This window comes from Allochromatium humboldtianum, assembly GCF_013385175.1.
GTDB classification, from domain to species: domain Bacteria; phylum Pseudomonadota; class Gammaproteobacteria; order Chromatiales; family Chromatiaceae; genus Thermochromatium; species Thermochromatium humboldtianum.
The window spans coordinates 346,683-363,658 of the sequence record NZ_JABZEO010000002.1; the positions used below are offsets into that span (position 1 = coordinate 346,683).

The 16,976-nt window shown below is 65.9% G+C and carries 19 protein-coding genes; 3 read left to right on the forward strand and 16 right to left on the reverse strand.

Annotated features, from left to right (window positions below):
- The 15 genes from HW932_RS04130 to hoxE all read right to left on the reverse strand — a co-directional run bounded on the left by HW932_RS04130 (position 1) and on the right by hoxE (position 14,506).
- On the reverse strand, positions 1–1,614 hold the full coding sequence (locus HW932_RS04130) for a hydrogenase large subunit (RefSeq protein ID WP_176975221.1): 1,614 nt from the start codon (positions 1,612–1,614) through the stop codon (positions 1–3).
- Positions 1,611–3,083 (reverse strand): hydrogenase 4 subunit F, encoded by a 1,473-nt coding sequence (locus tag HW932_RS04135; RefSeq protein ID WP_176975222.1) that lies wholly within the window; start codon positions 3,081–3,083, stop codon positions 1,611–1,613. Before HW932_RS04135 ends, HW932_RS04130 begins: the two co-directional genes overlap by 4 nt.
- A 43-nt stretch (positions 3,084–3,126) precedes the next feature.
- Positions 3,127–3,801, reverse strand: coding sequence for a formate hydrogenlyase (locus tag HW932_RS04140; protein ID WP_176975223.1), 675 nt, complete (start codon positions 3,799–3,801; stop codon positions 3,127–3,129).
- Complete coding sequence (locus tag HW932_RS04145; RefSeq protein ID WP_176975224.1) at positions 3,798–4,745, reverse strand: respiratory chain complex I subunit 1 family protein; 948 nt, start codon at positions 4,743–4,745, stop codon at positions 3,798–3,800. The genes HW932_RS04140 and HW932_RS04145 overlap by 4 nt, the downstream gene beginning before the upstream one ends.
- On the reverse strand, positions 4,742–6,751 hold the full coding sequence (gene hyfB / locus HW932_RS04150) for a hydrogenase 4 subunit B (protein ID WP_176975225.1): 2,010 nt from the start codon (positions 6,749–6,751) through the stop codon (positions 4,742–4,744). The genes HW932_RS04145 and hyfB overlap by 4 nt, the downstream gene beginning before the upstream one ends.
- An 11-nt stretch (positions 6,752–6,762) precedes the next feature.
- On the reverse strand, positions 6,763–7,752 hold the full coding sequence (locus HW932_RS04155) for a TIGR00341 family protein (protein WP_176975226.1): 990 nt from the start codon (positions 7,750–7,752) through the stop codon (positions 6,763–6,765).
- Positions 7,753–7,800: 48 nt separating this feature from the next.
- Positions 7,801–8,466 carry a phosphate signaling complex protein PhoU gene (gene phoU / locus HW932_RS04160; RefSeq protein WP_176975227.1) on the reverse strand — a complete coding sequence of 222 codons (666 nt, stop codon included), beginning with the start codon at positions 8,464–8,466 and terminating at the stop codon, positions 7,801–7,803.
- Positions 8,467–8,593: 127 nt separating this feature from the next.
- Entirely contained in the window at positions 8,594–9,040 is a 447-nt protein-coding gene (locus HW932_RS04165) for a hydrogenase maturation protease (protein ID WP_176975228.1), read from the reverse strand.
- A 9-nt stretch (positions 9,041–9,049) separates the two neighbouring features.
- Positions 9,050–10,474: a Ni/Fe hydrogenase subunit alpha gene (locus HW932_RS04170; RefSeq protein ID WP_176975229.1), complete on the reverse strand. Its 1,425-nt coding sequence runs from the start codon at positions 10,472–10,474 to the stop codon at positions 9,050–9,052.
- A gap of 46 nt (positions 10,475–10,520) precedes the next feature.
- Entirely contained in the window at positions 10,521–11,063 is a 543-nt protein-coding gene (locus HW932_RS04175; RefSeq protein ID WP_176975230.1) for an NADH-quinone oxidoreductase subunit B family protein, read from the reverse strand.
- Positions 11,060–11,791, reverse strand: coding sequence for a bidirectional hydrogenase complex protein HoxU (hoxU, locus tag HW932_RS04180; RefSeq protein ID WP_176975231.1), 732 nt, complete (start codon positions 11,789–11,791; stop codon positions 11,060–11,062). Before hoxU ends, HW932_RS04175 begins: the two co-directional genes overlap by 4 nt.
- A gap of 58 nt (positions 11,792–11,849) precedes the next feature.
- Positions 11,850–12,176 (reverse strand): hypothetical protein, encoded by a 327-nt coding sequence (locus tag HW932_RS04185; protein ID WP_176975232.1) that lies wholly within the window; start codon positions 12,174–12,176, stop codon positions 11,850–11,852.
- A complete protein-coding gene (locus HW932_RS04190; protein ID WP_176975233.1) occupies positions 12,173–12,403 on the reverse strand; it encodes a hypothetical protein in 231 nt (76 codons plus the stop codon). Before HW932_RS04190 ends, HW932_RS04185 begins: the two co-directional genes overlap by 4 nt.
- Positions 12,400–14,010, reverse strand: coding sequence for a NuoF family protein (locus HW932_RS04195; protein WP_176975234.1), 1,611 nt, complete (start codon positions 14,008–14,010; stop codon positions 12,400–12,402). Before HW932_RS04195 ends, HW932_RS04190 begins: the two co-directional genes overlap by 4 nt.
- A 1-nt stretch (position 14,011) precedes the next feature.
- A complete protein-coding gene (gene hoxE / locus HW932_RS04200) occupies positions 14,012–14,506 on the reverse strand; it encodes a bidirectional hydrogenase complex protein HoxE (protein WP_176975235.1) in 495 nt (164 codons plus the stop codon).
- An 88-nt stretch (positions 14,507–14,594) separates the two neighbouring features.
- Between hoxE and pssA the strand changes: the two genes are divergently transcribed.
- On the forward strand, positions 14,595–15,350 hold the full coding sequence (gene pssA / locus HW932_RS04205) for a CDP-diacylglycerol--serine O-phosphatidyltransferase (RefSeq protein WP_176975236.1): 756 nt from the start codon (positions 14,595–14,597) through the stop codon (positions 15,348–15,350).
- Positions 15,351–15,358: 8 nt separating this feature from the next.
- Here the strand turns inward: pssA and HW932_RS04210 are convergent, their stop codons facing one another.
- Positions 15,359–15,916, reverse strand: a complete 558-nt coding sequence (locus tag HW932_RS04210; protein WP_176975237.1) for a Spy/CpxP family protein refolding chaperone — start codon at positions 15,914–15,916, stop codon at positions 15,359–15,361.
- Positions 15,917–16,171: 255 nt separating this feature from the next.
- On the opposite strand from HW932_RS04210, the gene HW932_RS04215 reads away from it, so the two are divergent.
- Both HW932_RS04215 and HW932_RS04220 read left to right on the forward strand, forming a co-directional pair.
- Positions 16,172–16,660 carry a PH domain-containing protein gene (locus tag HW932_RS04215; protein WP_176975238.1) on the forward strand — a complete coding sequence of 163 codons (489 nt, stop codon included), beginning with the start codon at positions 16,172–16,174 and terminating at the stop codon, positions 16,658–16,660.
- Between the two features lie 5 nt (positions 16,661–16,665).
- Positions 16,666–16,965 carry a hypothetical protein gene (locus tag HW932_RS04220; RefSeq protein WP_176975239.1) on the forward strand — a complete coding sequence of 100 codons (300 nt, stop codon included), beginning with the start codon at positions 16,666–16,668 and terminating at the stop codon, positions 16,963–16,965.
- Positions 16,966–16,976 lie beyond the last annotated feature (11 nt).

Sequence of the window (16,976 nt, forward strand, 5' to 3'; positions counted from 1 at the left end):
TCAAAGGTCATGGCCGGCATAGGAGCCGTTGACCGATTTGTTGCAGACCGGGAAATCGGGGACGATGTTGCCCAGAATCAGCCGTTCGAGCGCCGGCCAGGTGAACCAGCTCGGGTCGCGCGGGAAGTAGCGGGCGATGCGTCCGGTGTCGTCGAAACGCACGAAGCTCAGGATCTCGCCGCGCCAGCCGTCGATCAACCCCAGGCCCATGGCGCCGGCTTCGGGCGGCGGGAGCGGCGTCGCGATCTCACCCGTCGGCAGGTCGTCGAGCAGGCGGTCCAGCATCCACAGACTTCCGCGTACCTCACCGAGCCGCACCCGCACCCGTGCGGCCACGTCACCCTCGGTCTGGACCGGCACCTCGACCCGCAGTCGGTCATAGGGCGGGTAGGGGCTGTCCTGACGAACATCGAACGCCAGACCGCTGGCCTTGCCGACATAGCCGGTACAGCCGAGTTCACGGGCATCGGCTTGAGACAGAATGCCGGTCGTGAGCAGCCGGTCGTCGAGTGACGGCAGATCCTCGACGATGTCGAAGATGGGGTCGATGGCCTGGCGGAGCGCGGCATGGTCGAGTCGTAGATTATGGAAACCGCCGACCGACAGATCCTGGGCGACACCGCCGGGGATGACCACATCCATCAGCAACCGATGCCCGAACAGCTCGCGCGAGCGCCGCTGCCACTGCTCGCGCAGTCGTGCGCACTGGACATGAGCGAAGGCGAAACCGACGTCGTTGCAGATGGCGCCGATGTCGCCCAGATGATTGGCGATGCGTTCGCGCTCGGCCAGGAGCGCGCGCAGGGCCAGGGCGCGCGGCGGCGCCTCACAGCCGGTGGCGCGTTCCATGGCCTGACAGGCGGCCCAGGCATGGGCGACCGTCGAATCGCCCGAGACCCGTCCGGCGAGCCGCGCCAGTCCGGCCGGATCGCGTCCGACGGCGAGTTTCTCGACCCCGCGATGGACATAGCCGAGCCGTTCCTCCAGCCGCAGGACTTCCTCGCCCATGGCCTGGAAGCGGAAGTGTCCCGGCTCGATGATGCCGGCATGGACCGGACCGACCGGGATCTCGTGGATGCCGCTGCCCTGGATGGGCGCGAAGGGGTACTCGGCGTCGGCCGGGGCGCGTCCGGTGTCTTCGCAGCTCACGGGGAAATCGGCGCGCAGTGGGAAGCGATCCTCGGGCCAGGCCTGATGGCGCGTCCAGCGGCGTCCGTCGGGCTGATCGGTCCAGATGACTCCGGTCAGGTCATGCGCGTGGCGCTCCAGGCGACCGATTCCGGGGAAATGCGATGCCTGTGAGGCCAGATGAGGCCGGCTCAGCGGAACCTCGGTCTCCAGGATCAGATAGTCGCCGCCGTGTTCCAGACAGGCCATCACGCGCAGACGGGGTTCAGTACTGTTGCGCGCCGGATCGGCAGGGGTGTCGAGCGGATCGGCCCAGACGCCGGCATGACGCAGCCCTATAGCCGCCGCCGCTCGCGCCGCCGGTTCCCAGGATGCCGGATCGAGGATCAGCCGCCGCGCGGGCGCGAGCCTCTCGTCGTCACGGACGTTCGCGCCGAACTCACCGAGGCGGCTCAGAAAATCGGACAACCAGTCAAAGCGACTCATAACACCCCACCACCAGTGATCAGTGCCGTCGCCCGATCCAGCCATTCGGCGAGAAAACCGGGGATGGCCAGCCCCAGCCACAGCACCAGTCCCAGATGCACGAACACCGGCAACAGGTTGGCCGAGACCGGCGTCTGTCCCTCGGGCGCCGTGCCGTAGACCATCGGATGCAGATGCCGGAACAGTCCGGCGAAGGCGATCGCCAGTCCGCTCAGCAGGACCACGGTGAACCAGGGGTATGTCTGCATGGTCGCGGTCAGGAGCAGGAATTCACTGGTGAAGACCCCAAACGGCGGAAACCCCGCGATGGCCACCACGCCGAACAGCAGCGACCAGCCGATCGCCGGCTGGGTGCGGATCAGCCCGCGAATGCGCTCGATCGACTGGGTGCCGGCCAGATGGGTCGCGTGCCCGACGGTGACGAAGATCGCCGATTTGGTGAGCGAATGCACCAGCATGTGCAGCAGCGCGCCGAAGGTCGCCAGCGGCCCGCCGACCCCGAAGGCGAACGTCATCAGCCCCATGTGCTCGATCGACGAATAGCTGAACAGCCGCTTGATGTCGCGCTGACGGTGCAGGAACAGCGCCGCCACCACAAAGGACACCAGCCCGAAGCCCATCAGCAGCGCCCCGGCCAGATGCGGCGTGTCGGTCGCGGCCAGCGAGCCGTCGACCAGCATCTTGAGCCGCACCACCGCATAGAGCGCCACATTGAGCAGCAACCCCGAGAGCACCGCCGACATCGGCGTCGGTCCCTCGGAATGCGCGTCCGGCAGCCACTGATGCATGGGCACCAGACCGACCTTGGTGCCGTAGCCGACCAGCAGGAACACGAAGGCAATGCGCATCACGGTCGGATCGAGCGCGCCGGCGTGGGCATGGAGCACGCTCCAGGTCAGCCCGGACTCGGTGTCATCGAGCACCAGTTGCGCGGCGAAATAGGTCAGCACCGTGCCGAACAGGGCCAGCGCGATCCCCACGCCGCAGAGGATGAAATACTTCCAGGCCGCCTCGACCGCCTCCGGGGTGCGATAGAGCGAGACCAGCAGCACGGTCGCAAGCGTCGCGCCCTCGACCGCCACCCAGAGCACGCCGAGATTGTCGGTGGTCAGGGCCACCAGCATGGTCAGCATGAACGCCTGATAGAGACCGTGGTAGAGACGCAGATTGAGCACGCTGATGCGCCCGCTCGCCTGCACATGCTCCATGTAGGGGCGCGAGAAGATGGCTGTGGTCAGCCCGACGAAGGCCGTGAGCACGATCAGATAAACGTTGAAGGCATCGATCCGGAAGCCCAGTCCCGCGACGACCTCGACCCGAGCAACCGTCCAGGCCAGCCACAGCGAACCGAGCAGGGTCAGGCCCGAGACGGCCAGATTGAGCCGTCCAGCCGTCCCGAGCGCCCGCACCAGGAAGAGCGCCAGTCCGCCGATCAGGGGGGGGAGCAATGTCAGCAGCAAGGGCGCCATGTCAGAGCCTGCCGTCGGAGTCGCAGAGTCGTGCGCGGTCCATCTACTCCACCTCCGTCAAGCGATTGAGCCGGTCGACATCGAGCGAATCGATGCTCTCGCGGATCTGGAAGAAGAACACGCCGAACAGCACCATGGCCACCAGCAGATCGAAGGCCACGCCCAGTTCGACCACCAGCGGCATCCCGGCGGTCGCCGAGACGGCGGCCAGGAACAATCCGTTCTCCATCGACATGAAACCCAGCACCTGCGCCACGGCCTGATGGCGGAACACCATCATCAGCAGCCCGATCAGCACCAGCGCCAGACTCACGGCGATGATGTTGCGGGTGAAGGCCAGCCCCTGTTCGACCATCGGTAGCACCAGCCAGTAGCTGAAGATCACCAGCGCCACGCCGGCCATGACCACCAGCGCCGGATGCCGCAGACGCTCGGTGTGGCGCTCCAGCCCCAGACGGCGCACCAGACGATGCAGCATCCAAGGAATCAGCAGCGCCTTGAGGATCAGGGTCAGGATCGCCGAGAAATAGAGATGCCCGGCGTGTCCGGTCAGGGCCACGGTGAAGGTCACGGCCGCCACCAGCGCCCCCTGCCAGGCGAAGACATGGATCGCCGCCACCAGCCGCGTCTGCGCCAGCAGCACGAAGGACAGAAACAACGCCAGCGCCGCCAGCAGCACGACGAACTGTTGCAGCAGCGGCATCACAGCCAGACTCATGCCCCGACCTCCAGGATCACATGGCTCAGCAGTCCCAGCAGACCCAGGAGCAGCGCCAGATTCAGAAATCCCGGCACGCGGAACAGCCGCATCTTGGCCATCAGCGTCTCGCCGAGCGCGAGCGCCGCGCCCAACAGCGCCAGCTTGACGACCACGGCGATCAGCCCCAGCGCCAGCGCCGCCGGCGTGAACACGGTCGCGATGCCCCAGGGCAGGAAGACGTTGACGATCAGCACGCCATAGAGCAGCAGCTTGATCCAGGCCGCCCATTCCATGAGCGCCAGATGGCGTCCGGTGTATTCGAGCAGCATGGCCTCGTGGACCATGGTCAGTTCCAGGTGCGTTGATGGATTGTCGACCGGAATGCGTCCGCACTCGGCCAGCGCCACCAGCACCAGCGCGCCGAAGGCGAACAGATAGGACGGACGCAGCAGGAAGCCATCGGTCAGATGATGCTCCATCACCCCAACCAGACTGGTGCTGTGCGCGGTCATGGCCAGGGTGAAGACGGCCATCAGCAACGCCGGCTCGGCCAGCGCCGAGATCAGCATCTCGCGCGAGGCGCCCATGCCGCCGAAGGCCGTGCCCACGTCCATGCCGGCCAGCGCGAGGAAGAAGCGACCCAGCGCCAGCAGCCCCACCAGCACGATGATGTCGGCGATGCCCGCCGTGGGCAGATCGAGCGCGATCAGCGGCACGGTGGCGCACGCCAGCCAGATGGCGACGAAGACGATGTAGGGCGCGACCCGAAACAGCGGTGAGGCGGTGTGCGCCACGCGCGTCTCCTTGATCATCAGCTTGTGCAGATCGGCATAGGGCTGGAGCAGGGGGGCGCCGCGCCGGTTCTGGAGCCGCGCCTTGACCCGGCGCACCCAGCCGACCAGCAGCGGGGCCAGGGCCACACAGAGCAGGGCTTGCAGCAGGGCGATGAACCAGGCACTCATGAGATGACCCACAACAGCACGAGCAGTGTCACCAGCGTCCAGCCGAGATAGAGGCGCACGCTGCCCGATTGCAGCCGCGCCACCTGTCGCGCCGAACTGTCGACCGCGCGCGCCACCGGCAGATAGAGCCAGCCCCTGGCACGATCGGCGATCCTGAGCCGATAGCGCGTGACGCCATCCGCACCCTGTTCCTGGCCCTCGTCGATCAGGAACAGCAGCGCGAAGACGCGCCGGATCGGCTGGGCAAAGGAGGCGGCGCTGTATTGCATCCGGGGCGTCGGTGCGGCGAATCCGCAGTCCCAGGGATCACAGCGCCGCACCCGCCAGGAGGCGCGGCGTTTGAACCACCAGATGGCCGCGCCCGCGATCAGGGCTAGCAGCAGGATGGTCAGGGGCGCGCTATAGCTGGCGGTCTCGGCTGAGATCGGCGTCAACCACAGCCAGCCGTTTGCGCCGGCCTGAGGCACGCCCGTCCCCAGCAGCTGTTCGGCCACCGGATCGAGCAGGCCGAGGATCTGGGTCGGCAGTACGCCGAACAGCACGCACAGCGCCGCCAGCACGCCCTGACCGGCCCACATGCCTTTGGGTGAGGGTCGGGCGCGGCGCACATGACGCGAGCGCGCCTGCCCCAGAAAGGCGATGCCGTAGACCTTGACGAAGGTCGCCGCCACCAGCGCGCCGGTGAGCGCCAGCACCGCCGAGGCGATCGGCACCAGACTGCGCAGCACGCCGCTCTCCAGGTTCCAGGCTTGCAGCGCCGACTGGAAGATCAGCCATTCCGAGACGAAGCCGTTGAAGGGCGGCAGGGCCGAGATCGACAGACAGCCGATCAGGAAGAACGAGCCGGTCCAGGGCATCCGCCGCAGCAAGCCGCCCATTTGGTCCAGGTCGCGCTCGTGGGTGCTGTGCAGGATCGCGCCCGCACCCAGGAACAGCAGTGACTTGAACAGCGCATGGTTGAGCGCGTGATAGAGCGCCGCGACCAGGGCCAGCGCCGCCAGATTGGGATGGCCGGTGGACTGGAACAGCAGCGCCAGTCCCAAAGCGATGAAGACGATCCCCAGATTCTCGACCGACGAATAGGCCAGCAACCGCTTGAGATCGGTCTGGACCAGCGCGAACAGCACCCCGACCAGCGCCGAGAGACCGCCGACCGCGATCAGGGTCACGCCCCAGGACCAGTGCACCTCGCCATTGAGATCCAGCACCACGCGGATGAAGCCATAGACCGCGACCTTGAGCATGACCCCTGACATGAGCGCCGAGATGTGCGAAGGCGCGACCGGATGCGCCTCCGGCAGCCAGGCATGGAGCGGCGCCAGCCCGGCCTTCATGCCGAAGCCGAGGAAGGCGAGGGCGAAGGCGACGCCCGCCCACAGCGGTGTGAGTTCAGCCGCACGCATGGACGCGAAGTCGAAGCCGCCGCCGAAGGCCGCCAGTACCCCGAAGCCGAGCAGGATCGCCAGTCCGCCGACGTGCGCCATGAGCAGATAGAGGAAGGCCGCACGCCGGTTGGCGGCCTGTTCGTGCTGGAAGGCGACCAGGAAGTAGGACGACAGGGACATGACTTCCCAGGCGATCATGAACACGAAGGCATCGTCGGCCAGCACCACCAGCAGCATCCCGGCCAGGAAGAGTCCGCTGAAGCCGCCGAGCGTGATCAGCGACTCGCGCCCGCCCTCGAAGTGGCGCACATAGTCGCGCCCATAGAGTCCGACCGCGCCTGTCACCAGCCCGATGAGGACGAGAAAGACGCCGGAGAGCGGATCGAGCCGCACATGCCAGGGCAGCCAGGGCAGGCCCAGCGGCAGGATGGCGCTCGCGTTCGTCTCCGCGATCAGCGTCCAGAGACCCGCAACGAGCGCCGCCGTGCCCGCCAGCCCGAGCAGCGGCACGGCGGCCAGCCGCAGCAGGCGCGGCTCGCGCCCGGCCAGCAGAGAAATCGCCGACGACCCCAGTGCCAGCCACAGAGACGACAACGCCAATACGAGCGGAGAGTCTGACATCGGCATCGAACCTAGATCGGCAGCAGCCGATACTGCCGCTCCAGCACCACCAGGGTCAGCACCGCCAGCGTCAGGATCCACACCAGCACATAGATGACCATGGCGCGCTTGGCCTTCTCCTTCTCCAGCCATTTGCGCGGTCGGATGCCCTTGAAGAAGAACACGATCTTGCTGGCCAGATTGACGCTCACCACGTTGATGGCCAGCAGCAATGCCGCACCGAGCGCCGGTTCGAGATGCCCCTGACCCAGCATCAGTCCCACGGTCGCCGCCGGCGGCAGCAGAGCCACGGCGACCATGACGCCGACCAGCACGCTGGAGAGTCCGGTCGTGACCGAGAGCGCCGCCGCCGCGCCCGAGGCGAGCGCCAGGAGCACGGAGTCCAGCCCGGCCTCGGTGCGCGACAGCACCTCGCGGCTGTTCAGTTCGGTCGGCCACAACCAGCCGAGGATCGCGGTGAGTGTCACGGCGATCAGGATGCCGACCAGCACCGTCTTGACCGAGCGGCGCATCAGGGGCACGTCGCCCAGGGCGGTGCCGAGACTGAGCGCCAGATTCGGCCCCAGCAGCGGCGCGATCACCATGGCGCCGATCACCACGGCCACGTTGTCCTCGATCAGTCCGATCGCGGCCACCACGGTCGAGAGCATGACCAGAATCAAATAATTGGGTCCGAGTCGCGAATTTTTGTCCATGCCCTCGTAGAGCGCCTCGCGCGCCGCCGTGGCCGAATCCTCCTGTTTGCGCGCCTCCTCGTCGGGCGGCGGGATGCTCGCCTCGACCGCGAGCACCAGGATGCGAGCCGAGGGCTGGGCGCCCAGCAGACCCTGGAGCAGGTCGAGCAGCCGTTGGACCTGATTATCGCTCACCAGGAGGCGGGTCGCCTGGAGTCCGTCCGGTCCAACCGGACCCAGACGCACATCGAGCGCCTTGACGCGCTCGGCGGCCGCGCGCACGGTCTCGGCACTGCCGGCGCCGGCGATCACCTCGACGTATTTCATCGTTGACTCCGCGAGAAGACAGGTCCGGGCAGGTCGGATGGGTGGGGTTCAGTCCAGATCGGGCGTATGCCCCGAGGCGACATAGATGGCACGCTCGGCGACATTGGTGGCGCGATCGGCCACGCGCTCGTAATTGTGCACGATCCAGAGCAGATAGGTGCCGGTGGCGGCGAACGCAGCGTCGGCGCGCATGCGCTCCAGCACCTGGGCGATGAACTCGTCTTCCTCGCGATCGACCTCGGATTCCTTTTCGACTGCCGCGCGCAGCGTGGCCTCGCTGCCGTTGGCGACGAAGGCGGCCAGGGTCTGTTCGAGCATGTCGATCGCGTCCTCGGCCAGCTCGGCGATGGCGGCGACCGGTTCGGCGGGCAGGGGCGCCTGGACGTCGCGCTCGAGGATGCGGGCGACGTCGGCGGCATAGTCACCGATGCGTTCCAGTTCGGAGGCCAGTTCCATGCAGGCGCCGACGGCGCGCAGATCCTCGCCGGCGGGTTTGTAGGCGGCCAGAGTCACCAGACATTCCTGCTCCAGCAGACGGCGCTGCTGGTTGATGAGCTGATCGCCGGCGATGATGTCGGCGGCCAGGGCCTTGTCCTGGGTCTTCAGACACTCGACCGATCGATGCAGCGCCTCGACCACGCGCGCGCCGAGATCGCCCACGGCTCCCTGTAGGTGCGAACGTCTCTTTTGAACCAGATTCAAGCTCTCGGGCATTGCTCCATCCTCGGTCTTGGGTGTGTGTCGGTCGGCGCCGGGGCTCGACGCGACCGTTCCGAGGCGTCATCTTAAATCCAGTGATGGTCCGATGGCGAATAGGGCGTTCGTTATGGCGATGGAGGAATCAATAGCCCCAAAGCCGCGCAACCTGCTCCAGCAACCGCTCGAGCGCCGCCTCGGCGACCGGACTCAGTTGGCAATGGGCATAATCGAAGCAGGCCCCCGTCGCGGTGATCAAATAGGCTTCCGGCGCCTGTCCATACAACTGCCGACACCAGGCCAGCAATTCCGACGGATCGAGAAAATGCGCCATCGTCGAGTGTGCAGCCACATCGGGTTCTAGACGATGCACCTGCACCGTGCCCGGCTCGCCACCGGCCGCCGCGTCGAGAAAGATCGCCCGCTCGCGTCCCGCCAGCTCAGTGACCAGCTCAGCCGTCAGCACATGACGCGCGATGGCCTCCACACCGGCCGGCAAGCCGCGCTCGACCAGCCGCTCGACCGCTAGCGGACCGATGGCGTCATCGCCCCGGATCGGACTGCCGTAGCCGATGATGAGTGTCTTGTCCAAGAATCCGGCTCAGCGTGTCAGTCGGTCGACCACCCGGCCCGCCGCATCCCGCAGTTCGATCGCCAGCGGCATCTGGCCGAAGGCGTGCGAGGCGCAGGACAGACAGGGGTCGTAGCAGCGAATCACCGCCTCGACCCGATTGAGCATCCCTTCCTCGATCGCGTTGCCGTCGACATAGGCTTCGGCGACCTCGCGGATCGACTGATTCATGGCCAGATTGTTGTGCCCGGTGGCGATGACCAGATTCAGCCAGGTGATGAGCCCATCGTCGTCGATGCGATAGTGATGCATGAGCGTCCCGCGCGGCGCCTCGGAGACGCCGATGCCCTCGTAACGGTTGCTGCGGGCGCGTGCGCGCACCCGAGTGTCCAGGATCGCCGGATCCTTGAGCAACCGCTCGATCATCTCCAGACCGTAGATGATCTCGACCAGACGCGCATAGTGATAGTGGAAACTGCTGACGATGGGGCCGGAGTCCTGGAGCATGTGGAACTCGGCCAGCGCTACGTCGGCATAGGGCGTGCCGCACGCCTGGACGTTGTTGAGCCGCGCCAGGGGGCCGACCCGATAGATCCCCTGCGGATAGCCCTGCGGCTTGTAGTAGGGGAACTTCATGTAACTGAAGTCCTCGACCGCCTCGCCGATCAGATGCCCGTACTCCTCGGGCGGCACCTGATCCTCCAGAATCCGCCCCTGAGCGTCCTTGACGCGCAGCACGCCGTCATAGTGCTCCAGGTTGCCTTGGGGCGTCACCAGACTCAGGAACAGCGTCGGCTGGGTGCCGAAGTGCGCGGCCTCGTCTTTGAATTTGGGCGCCAGCGTCTTGTAGAAGGCATAGGTGCGCTTGGCGATCTCAAGCCCCTCGGGCAACAGCTTGAGCATGGACGCGCGCTTCTCGGCGCTCAGCGGCTCGGACACCCCGCCCGGCACCACCCAGGTCGGATGGATCTTCTTGCCGCCCAGGGTCTCGATGATGGTCTGGCCGATCTGACGCAGGCGGATGCCGTCGCGCGCCAGCTCGGGGTTCTGGCGCATCACGCCGAAGATGTTGCGCGTGGCCGGGTCCGAATCCCAGCCGAGCAGCAGATCCGGCGAGGACAGATGGAAGAACGAGAGCGCATGCGACTGGACGATCTGGGCCAGATTCATGATCCGCCGAAGCTTCTCGCCCGTCGGCGGGATGTCGACCGCGAGCAGATGGTCGCACGCCTTGTTGGAGGCGATGATGTGACTGACCGGACAGATGCCGCAGGTACGCGCGGTCAGGGCCGGCATCTCGCGATAGGGCCGACCCTCGCAGAACTTCTCGAAGCCGCGAAACTGAGTGAGATGGAAGCGGGCGTCCTCCAGCCGGCCGTCCTCGCCGAGCTGGAGCGTGATGCGGGCATGGCCCTCGATGCGAGTGACCGGCTCGATGGTGATGGTGCGGCTCATGGCGTGAAATCCCCTCGTGAAGCGGCAAGGATCAGCGCGGCGCGCCTCAGGCGCCGAAGCGCGTGACGGCGTTGGGGTCAGGTGCCCGTCCCGCGATCAGCTCGCTCAAGACCGCCCAGATGGCATCCGCGCTCGGCGGACAGCCGGGCACGAAGACATCGACCTTGACCTCGCCGTGAACAGGCTTGACCGGCGTCAGCAGGGCCGGGACGCTCCGGGTCGGGATCTGCGGCTGGAGCGTGACGTTCTCGCGATAGGCGCGGTCGAGCACGGCGTCGAGCTTGAAGTGATTGCGCATGGCCGGGACATTGCCGGTGACGGCGCAATCGCCCAGGCTGACGAGCAGCGTGCAGCGCTCGCGAAACAGCCGCGCCTTCTCCAGATCGTCTTCGGAGCTGATCGAGCCTTCCAGGATGCCGACATCGACCTGTTCGGGCAGTTCCTTCGTATCGACCAGGGGGCTGTAGACGATGTCGACCTGCTCGACGAGTTCGATCAGACGCTCGTCGAGATCCAGAAAGGACATGTGACAGCCCGAGCAGCCGTCGAGCCAGGCGGTGGCGATCGTGATCTTGGGTTGAGTGCTCATTGGGCGTGTCTCCGCCGTGCCAGGATCGGTAGGAAGTGTTGATCCTTGACCATCTCGCCCGCCGAGGTGCCCTGCTTGACCAGGGCGCCGGTCGGGCAGACCTGCACGCACTTGCCGCAACTGGTGCAGGTCTCGCTCTCGCCCCAGGGACGGGCCATGTCGGTGATGACGCGACAGTCGCTGCCGCGCCCCATGACGTCCCAGGTATGGGCGCCCTCGATCTCGTCACAGACCCGCACGCAGCGGGTGCAGAGGATGCAGCGGTTGTGGTCGAGCCGGAACATCTCGTGCGAGCTGTCGACCGGGTAGGGCGTCTGACGATAGGGCAGGCGCACATGGTCGACGCCGCAGCGCTGGGCGAGCGACTGCAATTCGCAGTGACCATTGGAGACGCACACCGAGCAGACATGGTTTCGTTCGGCGAACAGCAGCTCGACGATGGTGCGTCGATAGTGTCTGAGCCGTTCGGTGTCTGTCTGGACCGTCATGCCCTCGGCGACGCGCGTCGAGCAGGCGGCGACCAGCCGGCCCTGACCGGCGATCTCGACCATGCACAGCCGGCAGCCGCCCCAGACCGAGAGTCCGTCGAGATGGCAGAGGCTGGGGATCGGAATCCGGTTCTCGCGACAGACCTCGATCAGGGTCTCGTCCTCGCGCGCCGAGAGATCGCGGTCGTCGATGCGGAGCGTGACGACGCGCACGTTCGGCTGGGGTGTGGGTCGGGGCATGTGTCGGCTCCTCGGAAGCGTCTAGGCGTCTCGGCGTGGCTTGAACAGTGGGGTAATGTCAGGCAGCACGTGAGAGTTGTTGGTTGACGCTTTGCCAAAAGGTCGCGATCGACTCCGGGCGACCCTCGAAGAAGTCCTCGAAGAATCCCGGTTCGTTGAGCGCGGCGGGATAGGCATAGCGTTCGCCGTCGTCCCCGGTGGAGACCACCCAGTCATCCGGTTCACCTGCGTCGACGATTGCGAACAAGTCCGCCGGATAAAGATAGGGTCGCCCTCGATCATCGAGCAACCGATAGTCGTCGGCTTCGATTCCAATGACGCAATAGGTCTGTCCAGTGGACAGATCGGGGTAGTCGGACCGTGGTTCGATCAGTTTAACGATCATCGTGCCACCTTCTTCAATTTGATCTCGAAGCGTCCAAGGCCGTGATGTTCGTACCAGTGCAATTCATAGTGCTCACCATCCATCTCGAAGACTGGACTGCTCTTCTTCACCCACTGCGACGCACGTCCACCATAAGTTTCGACGAGACGTTGTAAATCGCGGATACGTTGACCTTTGGCAATGACGCGAGACTGAGCCAGCAAAGGCCCCGTGAGCGGCGGCATCATGTCAGCAGCTTGGCTTCATACTCGTCACGGAAATATCTGAGCGTGCTCAGCACCGGATTGGGCGCGGTCTGGCCGAGTCCGCAGAGACTGGTCGCGCGCACCACCTCGCACAGATCCTCCAGCAGCGCCAGATCGGCGCGCGTGCCCCGGCCCTTGGTGAGCGTGTCGAGGAGGGCGTGCATCTGCCAGGTGCCGGCGCGGCAGGGGATGCACTTGCCGCACGACTCGCTCATGCAGAACTCCATGAAGAAGCGCGCCACATCGACCATGCACGAAGTCTCGTCCATCACGATCATCCCGCCCGAACCCATCATGGTGCCGAGCGTCTTGAGACTGTCGTAGTCGACCGGGATGTCGAGGTGCGCCTCTGGGATGCAGCCGCCGGACGGTCCGCCGGTCTGCACCGCCTTGAAACGCTTGCCGTCCGGGATGCCGCCGCCGATGACCTCGATGATGTCGCGCAGCGGCGTGCCCATCGGGACTTCGATCAAGCCGGTGTTCTGGATCTTGCCGGCCAGTGCGAAGACCTTGGTGCCCTTCGATCCCTCGGTGCCGATCGAGGCGAACCAGTCGCCGCCCTCGCGAATGATCGGCGCGATGTTGGCGAAGGTCTCGACATTGTTGATGAGCGTCGGACAGCCCCAGAGACCGGATTCGGCCGGGTAGGGCGGTCGCGGACGCGGCTGGCCGCGCAAGCCTTCGATCGAGGCCATGAGCGCCGTCTCCTCGCCGCAGACGAAAGCCCCGGCGCCGAGTCGGATCTCGACCTCGAAGGCGAACTGGGTGTCGGCGACCTTGGCCCCGAGAAAACCGGCACGCTTGGCCTTGCGGATGGCCGTCTCCAGACGCTCGACGGCCAGCGGATATTCGGCGCGCACATAGACATAGCCTTTGCTCGCGCCCACGGCATAGGCAGCGATCGCCATGCCTTCGAGAATGCGATGCGGGTCGGATTCCAGCACCGCGCGATCCATGAAGGCGCCCGGATCGCCCTCGTCGGCATTGCAGACGACATATTTCTGACCGGGCGGCATCTTGGCGATGGTCGACCACTTCAGCCCGGTCGGATAACCGCCGCCGCCGCGTCCGCGCAACCCGCTGGTCGTGACTTCGCGCAAGACATCAGCGGGCGTCATCTCGGTGAGCGCCTGGATGAGCGCCGCATAGCCGCCGACGGCGATATAGCCGCGCAGACTGTCGGGGTCGATCAAGCCCGAATTCTCCAGCACGATCTTGTGCTGACGGCTGAAGAAGGGCTGATCCGTCGGACAGCGCAGACGCTCGACCGGCGTGCCGCAGACGCTGGCCATGATGTCGGGCGCATCGTCCGGAGTGACATCGCGATAGAGTACGGATTCGTTCAGCTCACAGTCCTTGTCGGCCACGGCGACCAGCGGCCCGGCCGAGCACAGCCCCATGCAGCCGACGCCCTTGACCTTGCACGAACCGGCCCCCCGACTGTCACAGGCGGACTTGAGCGCTTCCAGGACTGGCAGCGAGCCGGAGGACTGACAACTGGCCGCGACACAGACGCGCACCTCGCGCTCGATGTGCGCCTCCTCGTTGCGATACTGGGCGGCCTGTTCGGCCAGGTCTTCGAGATGCATGTCAGCTCAACTCCTCCAGCGTGGCGACCAGTGTATCCGCCGCCTGTTTGCCCAGCACCTCGCCGTCGACGACCACGGCCGGAGCCAGTCCGCAGGCGCCGACACAGCGCGCGGTGAGCAGCGAGAGCCGGTCGTCTCCGGTGGTCTCGCCGGGATCGATCCCATAGCGCTCCTGGAGTCCCTCGATCAGGCCGCCCGCGCCCTTGATGTAGCAGGCCGTGCCGGTGCAGACCACGCAGGTGTGCCGACCCTTCGGTTTGAGCATGAAGATGTGGTAGAAGGTCGCCACGCCGAAGACCTTGCTCACGGGCAGGTCGAGCGAGGCGGCGACGAAGCGCAGCGAGGTCTCGTCGAGATAGCCGAAGGCGTCCTGGACGCTGTGCAGGGTCTCGATCAGCGCGTGACCGGCATAGCCGTTGCGGCGCATGGTGGCATTGACGAGCTTCCAGCGCTTGTCGTCGCTGGGCAGGGGCGGTCTGGCAGGCGGCTGTGTCATAAGGATCGACCCTATTCCAAAGGGGTTTGGAAGACCACGCTTGCTATCATGTCTCCCACGATTTCTTCGCTAACCGACACCCGATACTATGGACGAAACTCAGGCTCCACGCAAAACCCGTCGCGGCATCTATCTGCTGCCCAATCTGTTCACGACCGCCGCGCTCTTCGCCGGCTTCTACGCCGTGCTCTCGGCCACGCAGGGGCGCTTCGAGGCCGCCGCGATCGCCATCCTTTCGGCTCAATTCCTCGACGGCTTCGATGGGCGCATCGCGCGTCTGACGAATACGCAGAGCGCCTTCGGCGCCGAGTACGACAGTCTCTCCGACATGGTCGCCTTCGGGGTGGCCCCGGCGCTGGTCGCCTATCACTGGGCGCTGGGCGAGCTGGGCAAGGTCGGCTGGCTGGCGGCCTTCATCTTCACGGCGGCGGCGGCGCTACGGCTGGCGCGCTTCAACACCCAGGTCGGCACCGCCGACAAGCGCTATTTCCAGGGACTGGCCAGTCCGCCGGCGGCGGCCATCATCGCCATGGGCATCTGGACGGCGCAGGAATTCGGCATCTCGGGGCAGGATGTGTCCTGGCTGGCGGCCTTCCTGACGGCGGGGGCGGGACTGCTGATGGTGAGCAACTTCCGCTACTACAGCTTCAAGCAGCTCAACCTGCAGGGGCGTGTGCCCTTTCTGCTGGCGGTGGCGGTGATGCTCGGCTTTGCCATCGTCTACATGCATCCGCCGCTGGTGCTGTTCCTGATGGCCCTGACCTATGCGGTCTCGGGACCGGCCTGGACGCTGTTCCGGCTCAAGAGCAATCGCGAGCGCCGCCGGCGCGAACCGGCGGCTTGAGGGCCTGATCAGTAGCCGGGGCAGTCGCCTCGGCCCTGCCCATATCCACCGCGGCGGCCGCGTCCCTCGTCGAGTTCGGCGAGCTGCTCGGCGGTCAGGATGGCCGCCATCCGCTCATGCATCTGAGCGCGTGTCAGGGCGCGGCTCTGGCGCTGCTCGGTGAAGAGCGCCTTGAGCTGGCCGGCCTGCTCGTCGGTCAGGTCGAGCTGGTCGGTCAGACGCTCGACCTGACGGTTGACGGCCTTGAGCTGGCGCTCGGTGCGCTTGGCCTTCTGCTCCTCGGTCAGCAGCGCGTCGATCTGGGCGCGGTTCTCCTGGCGCAGACGCATCTGTTCCTGGCGCGTCTTCTCCAGGATGGCGCGCACCTGTTCCTGCTGCTCGGCGGTCAGATCGAGCTGCTTGGTCATGTATTCGACCTTGGCGCCGACGTCCATGTCGGGTCCGCCGTGCCCGCCCATTCCAGGCCCAGCCTGAGCCGTCGTGGCGCCGATGAGCGCGGCGCCCAGGATCAGGCCCAGCGCAGCACTGGTGCGGGTGAAGCGGGAGTGAGTCGATTGGCTGTTCATGGTTTGATGCCCTCGCTTTGGAGTGGTGGGCGACTCAGAGGATCGAGCCGCTGGGATTTGGAGCCGAATTGCTCCGACGCGTTCAGAATAGAGCCCCATTCAGCACTCGGGGTGCAGCGAATCGACAAACACCGTGAACACGGTCACGCTGGATGCGCACGGATCGGCGGCGAATCACTTTTTAATCCTGAGGGCTTGCGCTAGTATCGCGAGGCATTCGTCACTAGGCGCGTTCCGGCCATACAGGAGTTCCCGATGCCCCAAGTCCTCTACGATGCCCACCCCTCGCTGCTGCGTACCCGTCCATTCGGAACCCTGCTGACCATCCTGCTGATGCTGGGCGGAATCCTGGTCGCTGTGGTCGGCGATCAAGTCATTCCGCCGGAACTCAAGCCTCAGATTCGGCTCGACGGACGGACGCTACAGATGATCGGCATCGGCGTCTTCGCCTTCTTCACCCTCCAGCTCCTGACCTGGTGGGTCGCGACCCTCACCGATCATCTCGAGATCACCGCCGACGAAATCCTCTGGACCCATGGTCTGCTCAGCAAGCAGTACACCGAGATCCAAATGGCCTCGGTGCGCACAGTGCGGGTCACGCAGACGCTCTTTCAGCGCCTCATGAATGCCGGCGACATTACCATCTACACGGCCGGCGACACCCCCGAGCTGGTGGTGCGCGGTTTGCCCGATCCAGGCGAGATCCGCGAACTGATCAAGGCGCAGCCGGCCTCTGGGGCTTGAGCATCATGGGAACCGGCAATCGCGGGGATCTCAAGCTGCTGGCGGTGGTCGTCCTGATCGCCGTCCTGGTGCTGGCGCTTCTGGCCCTGTTTCTGCTGCCGGCGGCCACACCCATCGTCGGCGCCCTGAACGAAGGGCTGGGGGTCCGGGAGTCCGTGCCCTGGGGTTTCGGTCTGACCGTCGCACTCATCGCCTTTTTCGCGCTGGTGGCCGGCGACGGGCTGATCGGTGAGCTGCAATTCATGCTCGGCGCTTTCTTTTCATTCTTTCTCATTCTGACCCTGCTGATCGCCTGGGTCTTCTGACCATGCAACAG

Coding starts and splice junctions, on each gene's coding strand:
- HW932_RS04130 (WP_176975221.1), bottom strand. CDS start 1,614: ATGAGTCGCTTTGACTGGTTGTCCGATTTTCTGAGCCGCCTCGGTGAG.
- HW932_RS04135 (WP_176975222.1), bottom strand. CDS start 3,083: ATGGCGCCCTTGCTGCTGACATTGCTCCCCCCCCTGATCGGCGGACTG.
- HW932_RS04140 (WP_176975223.1), bottom strand. CDS start 3,801: ATGAGTCTGGCTGTGATGCCGCTGCTGCAACAGTTCGTCGTGCTGCTG.
- HW932_RS04145 (WP_176975224.1), bottom strand. CDS start 4,745: ATGAGTGCCTGGTTCATCGCCCTGCTGCAAGCCCTGCTCTGTGTGGCC.
- hyfB (WP_176975225.1), bottom strand. CDS start 6,751: ATGTCAGACTCTCCGCTCGTATTGGCGTTGTCGTCTCTGTGGCTGGCA.
- HW932_RS04155 (WP_176975226.1), bottom strand. CDS start 7,752: ATGAAATACGTCGAGGTGATCGCCGGCGCCGGCAGTGCCGAGACCGTG.
- phoU (WP_176975227.1), bottom strand. CDS start 8,466: ATGCCCGAGAGCTTGAATCTGGTTCAAAAGAGACGTTCGCACCTACAG.
- HW932_RS04170 (WP_176975229.1), bottom strand. CDS start 10,474: ATGAGCCGCACCATCACCATCGAGCCGGTCACTCGCATCGAGGGCCAT.
- HW932_RS04175 (WP_176975230.1), bottom strand. CDS start 11,063: ATGAGCACTCAACCCAAGATCACGATCGCCACCGCCTGGCTCGACGGC.
- hoxU (WP_176975231.1), bottom strand. CDS start 11,791: ATGCCCCGACCCACACCCCAGCCGAACGTGCGCGTCGTCACGCTCCGC.
- HW932_RS04185 (WP_176975232.1), bottom strand. CDS start 12,176: ATGATCGTTAAACTGATCGAACCACGGTCCGACTACCCCGATCTGTCC.
- HW932_RS04190 (WP_176975233.1), bottom strand. CDS start 12,403: ATGATGCCGCCGCTCACGGGGCCTTTGCTGGCTCAGTCTCGCGTCATT.
- HW932_RS04195 (WP_176975234.1), bottom strand. CDS start 14,010: ATGCATCTCGAAGACCTGGCCGAACAGGCCGCCCAGTATCGCAACGAG.
- hoxE (WP_176975235.1), bottom strand. CDS start 14,506: ATGACACAGCCGCCTGCCAGACCGCCCCTGCCCAGCGACGACAAGCGC.
- pssA (WP_176975236.1), top strand. CDS start 14,595: ATGGACGAAACTCAGGCTCCACGCAAAACCCGTCGCGGCATCTATCTG.
- HW932_RS04210 (WP_176975237.1), bottom strand. CDS start 15,916: ATGAACAGCCAATCGACTCACTCCCGCTTCACCCGCACCAGTGCTGCG.
- HW932_RS04215 (WP_176975238.1), top strand. CDS start 16,172: ATGCCCCAAGTCCTCTACGATGCCCACCCCTCGCTGCTGCGTACCCGT.
- HW932_RS04220 (WP_176975239.1), top strand. CDS start 16,666: ATGGGAACCGGCAATCGCGGGGATCTCAAGCTGCTGGCGGTGGTCGTC.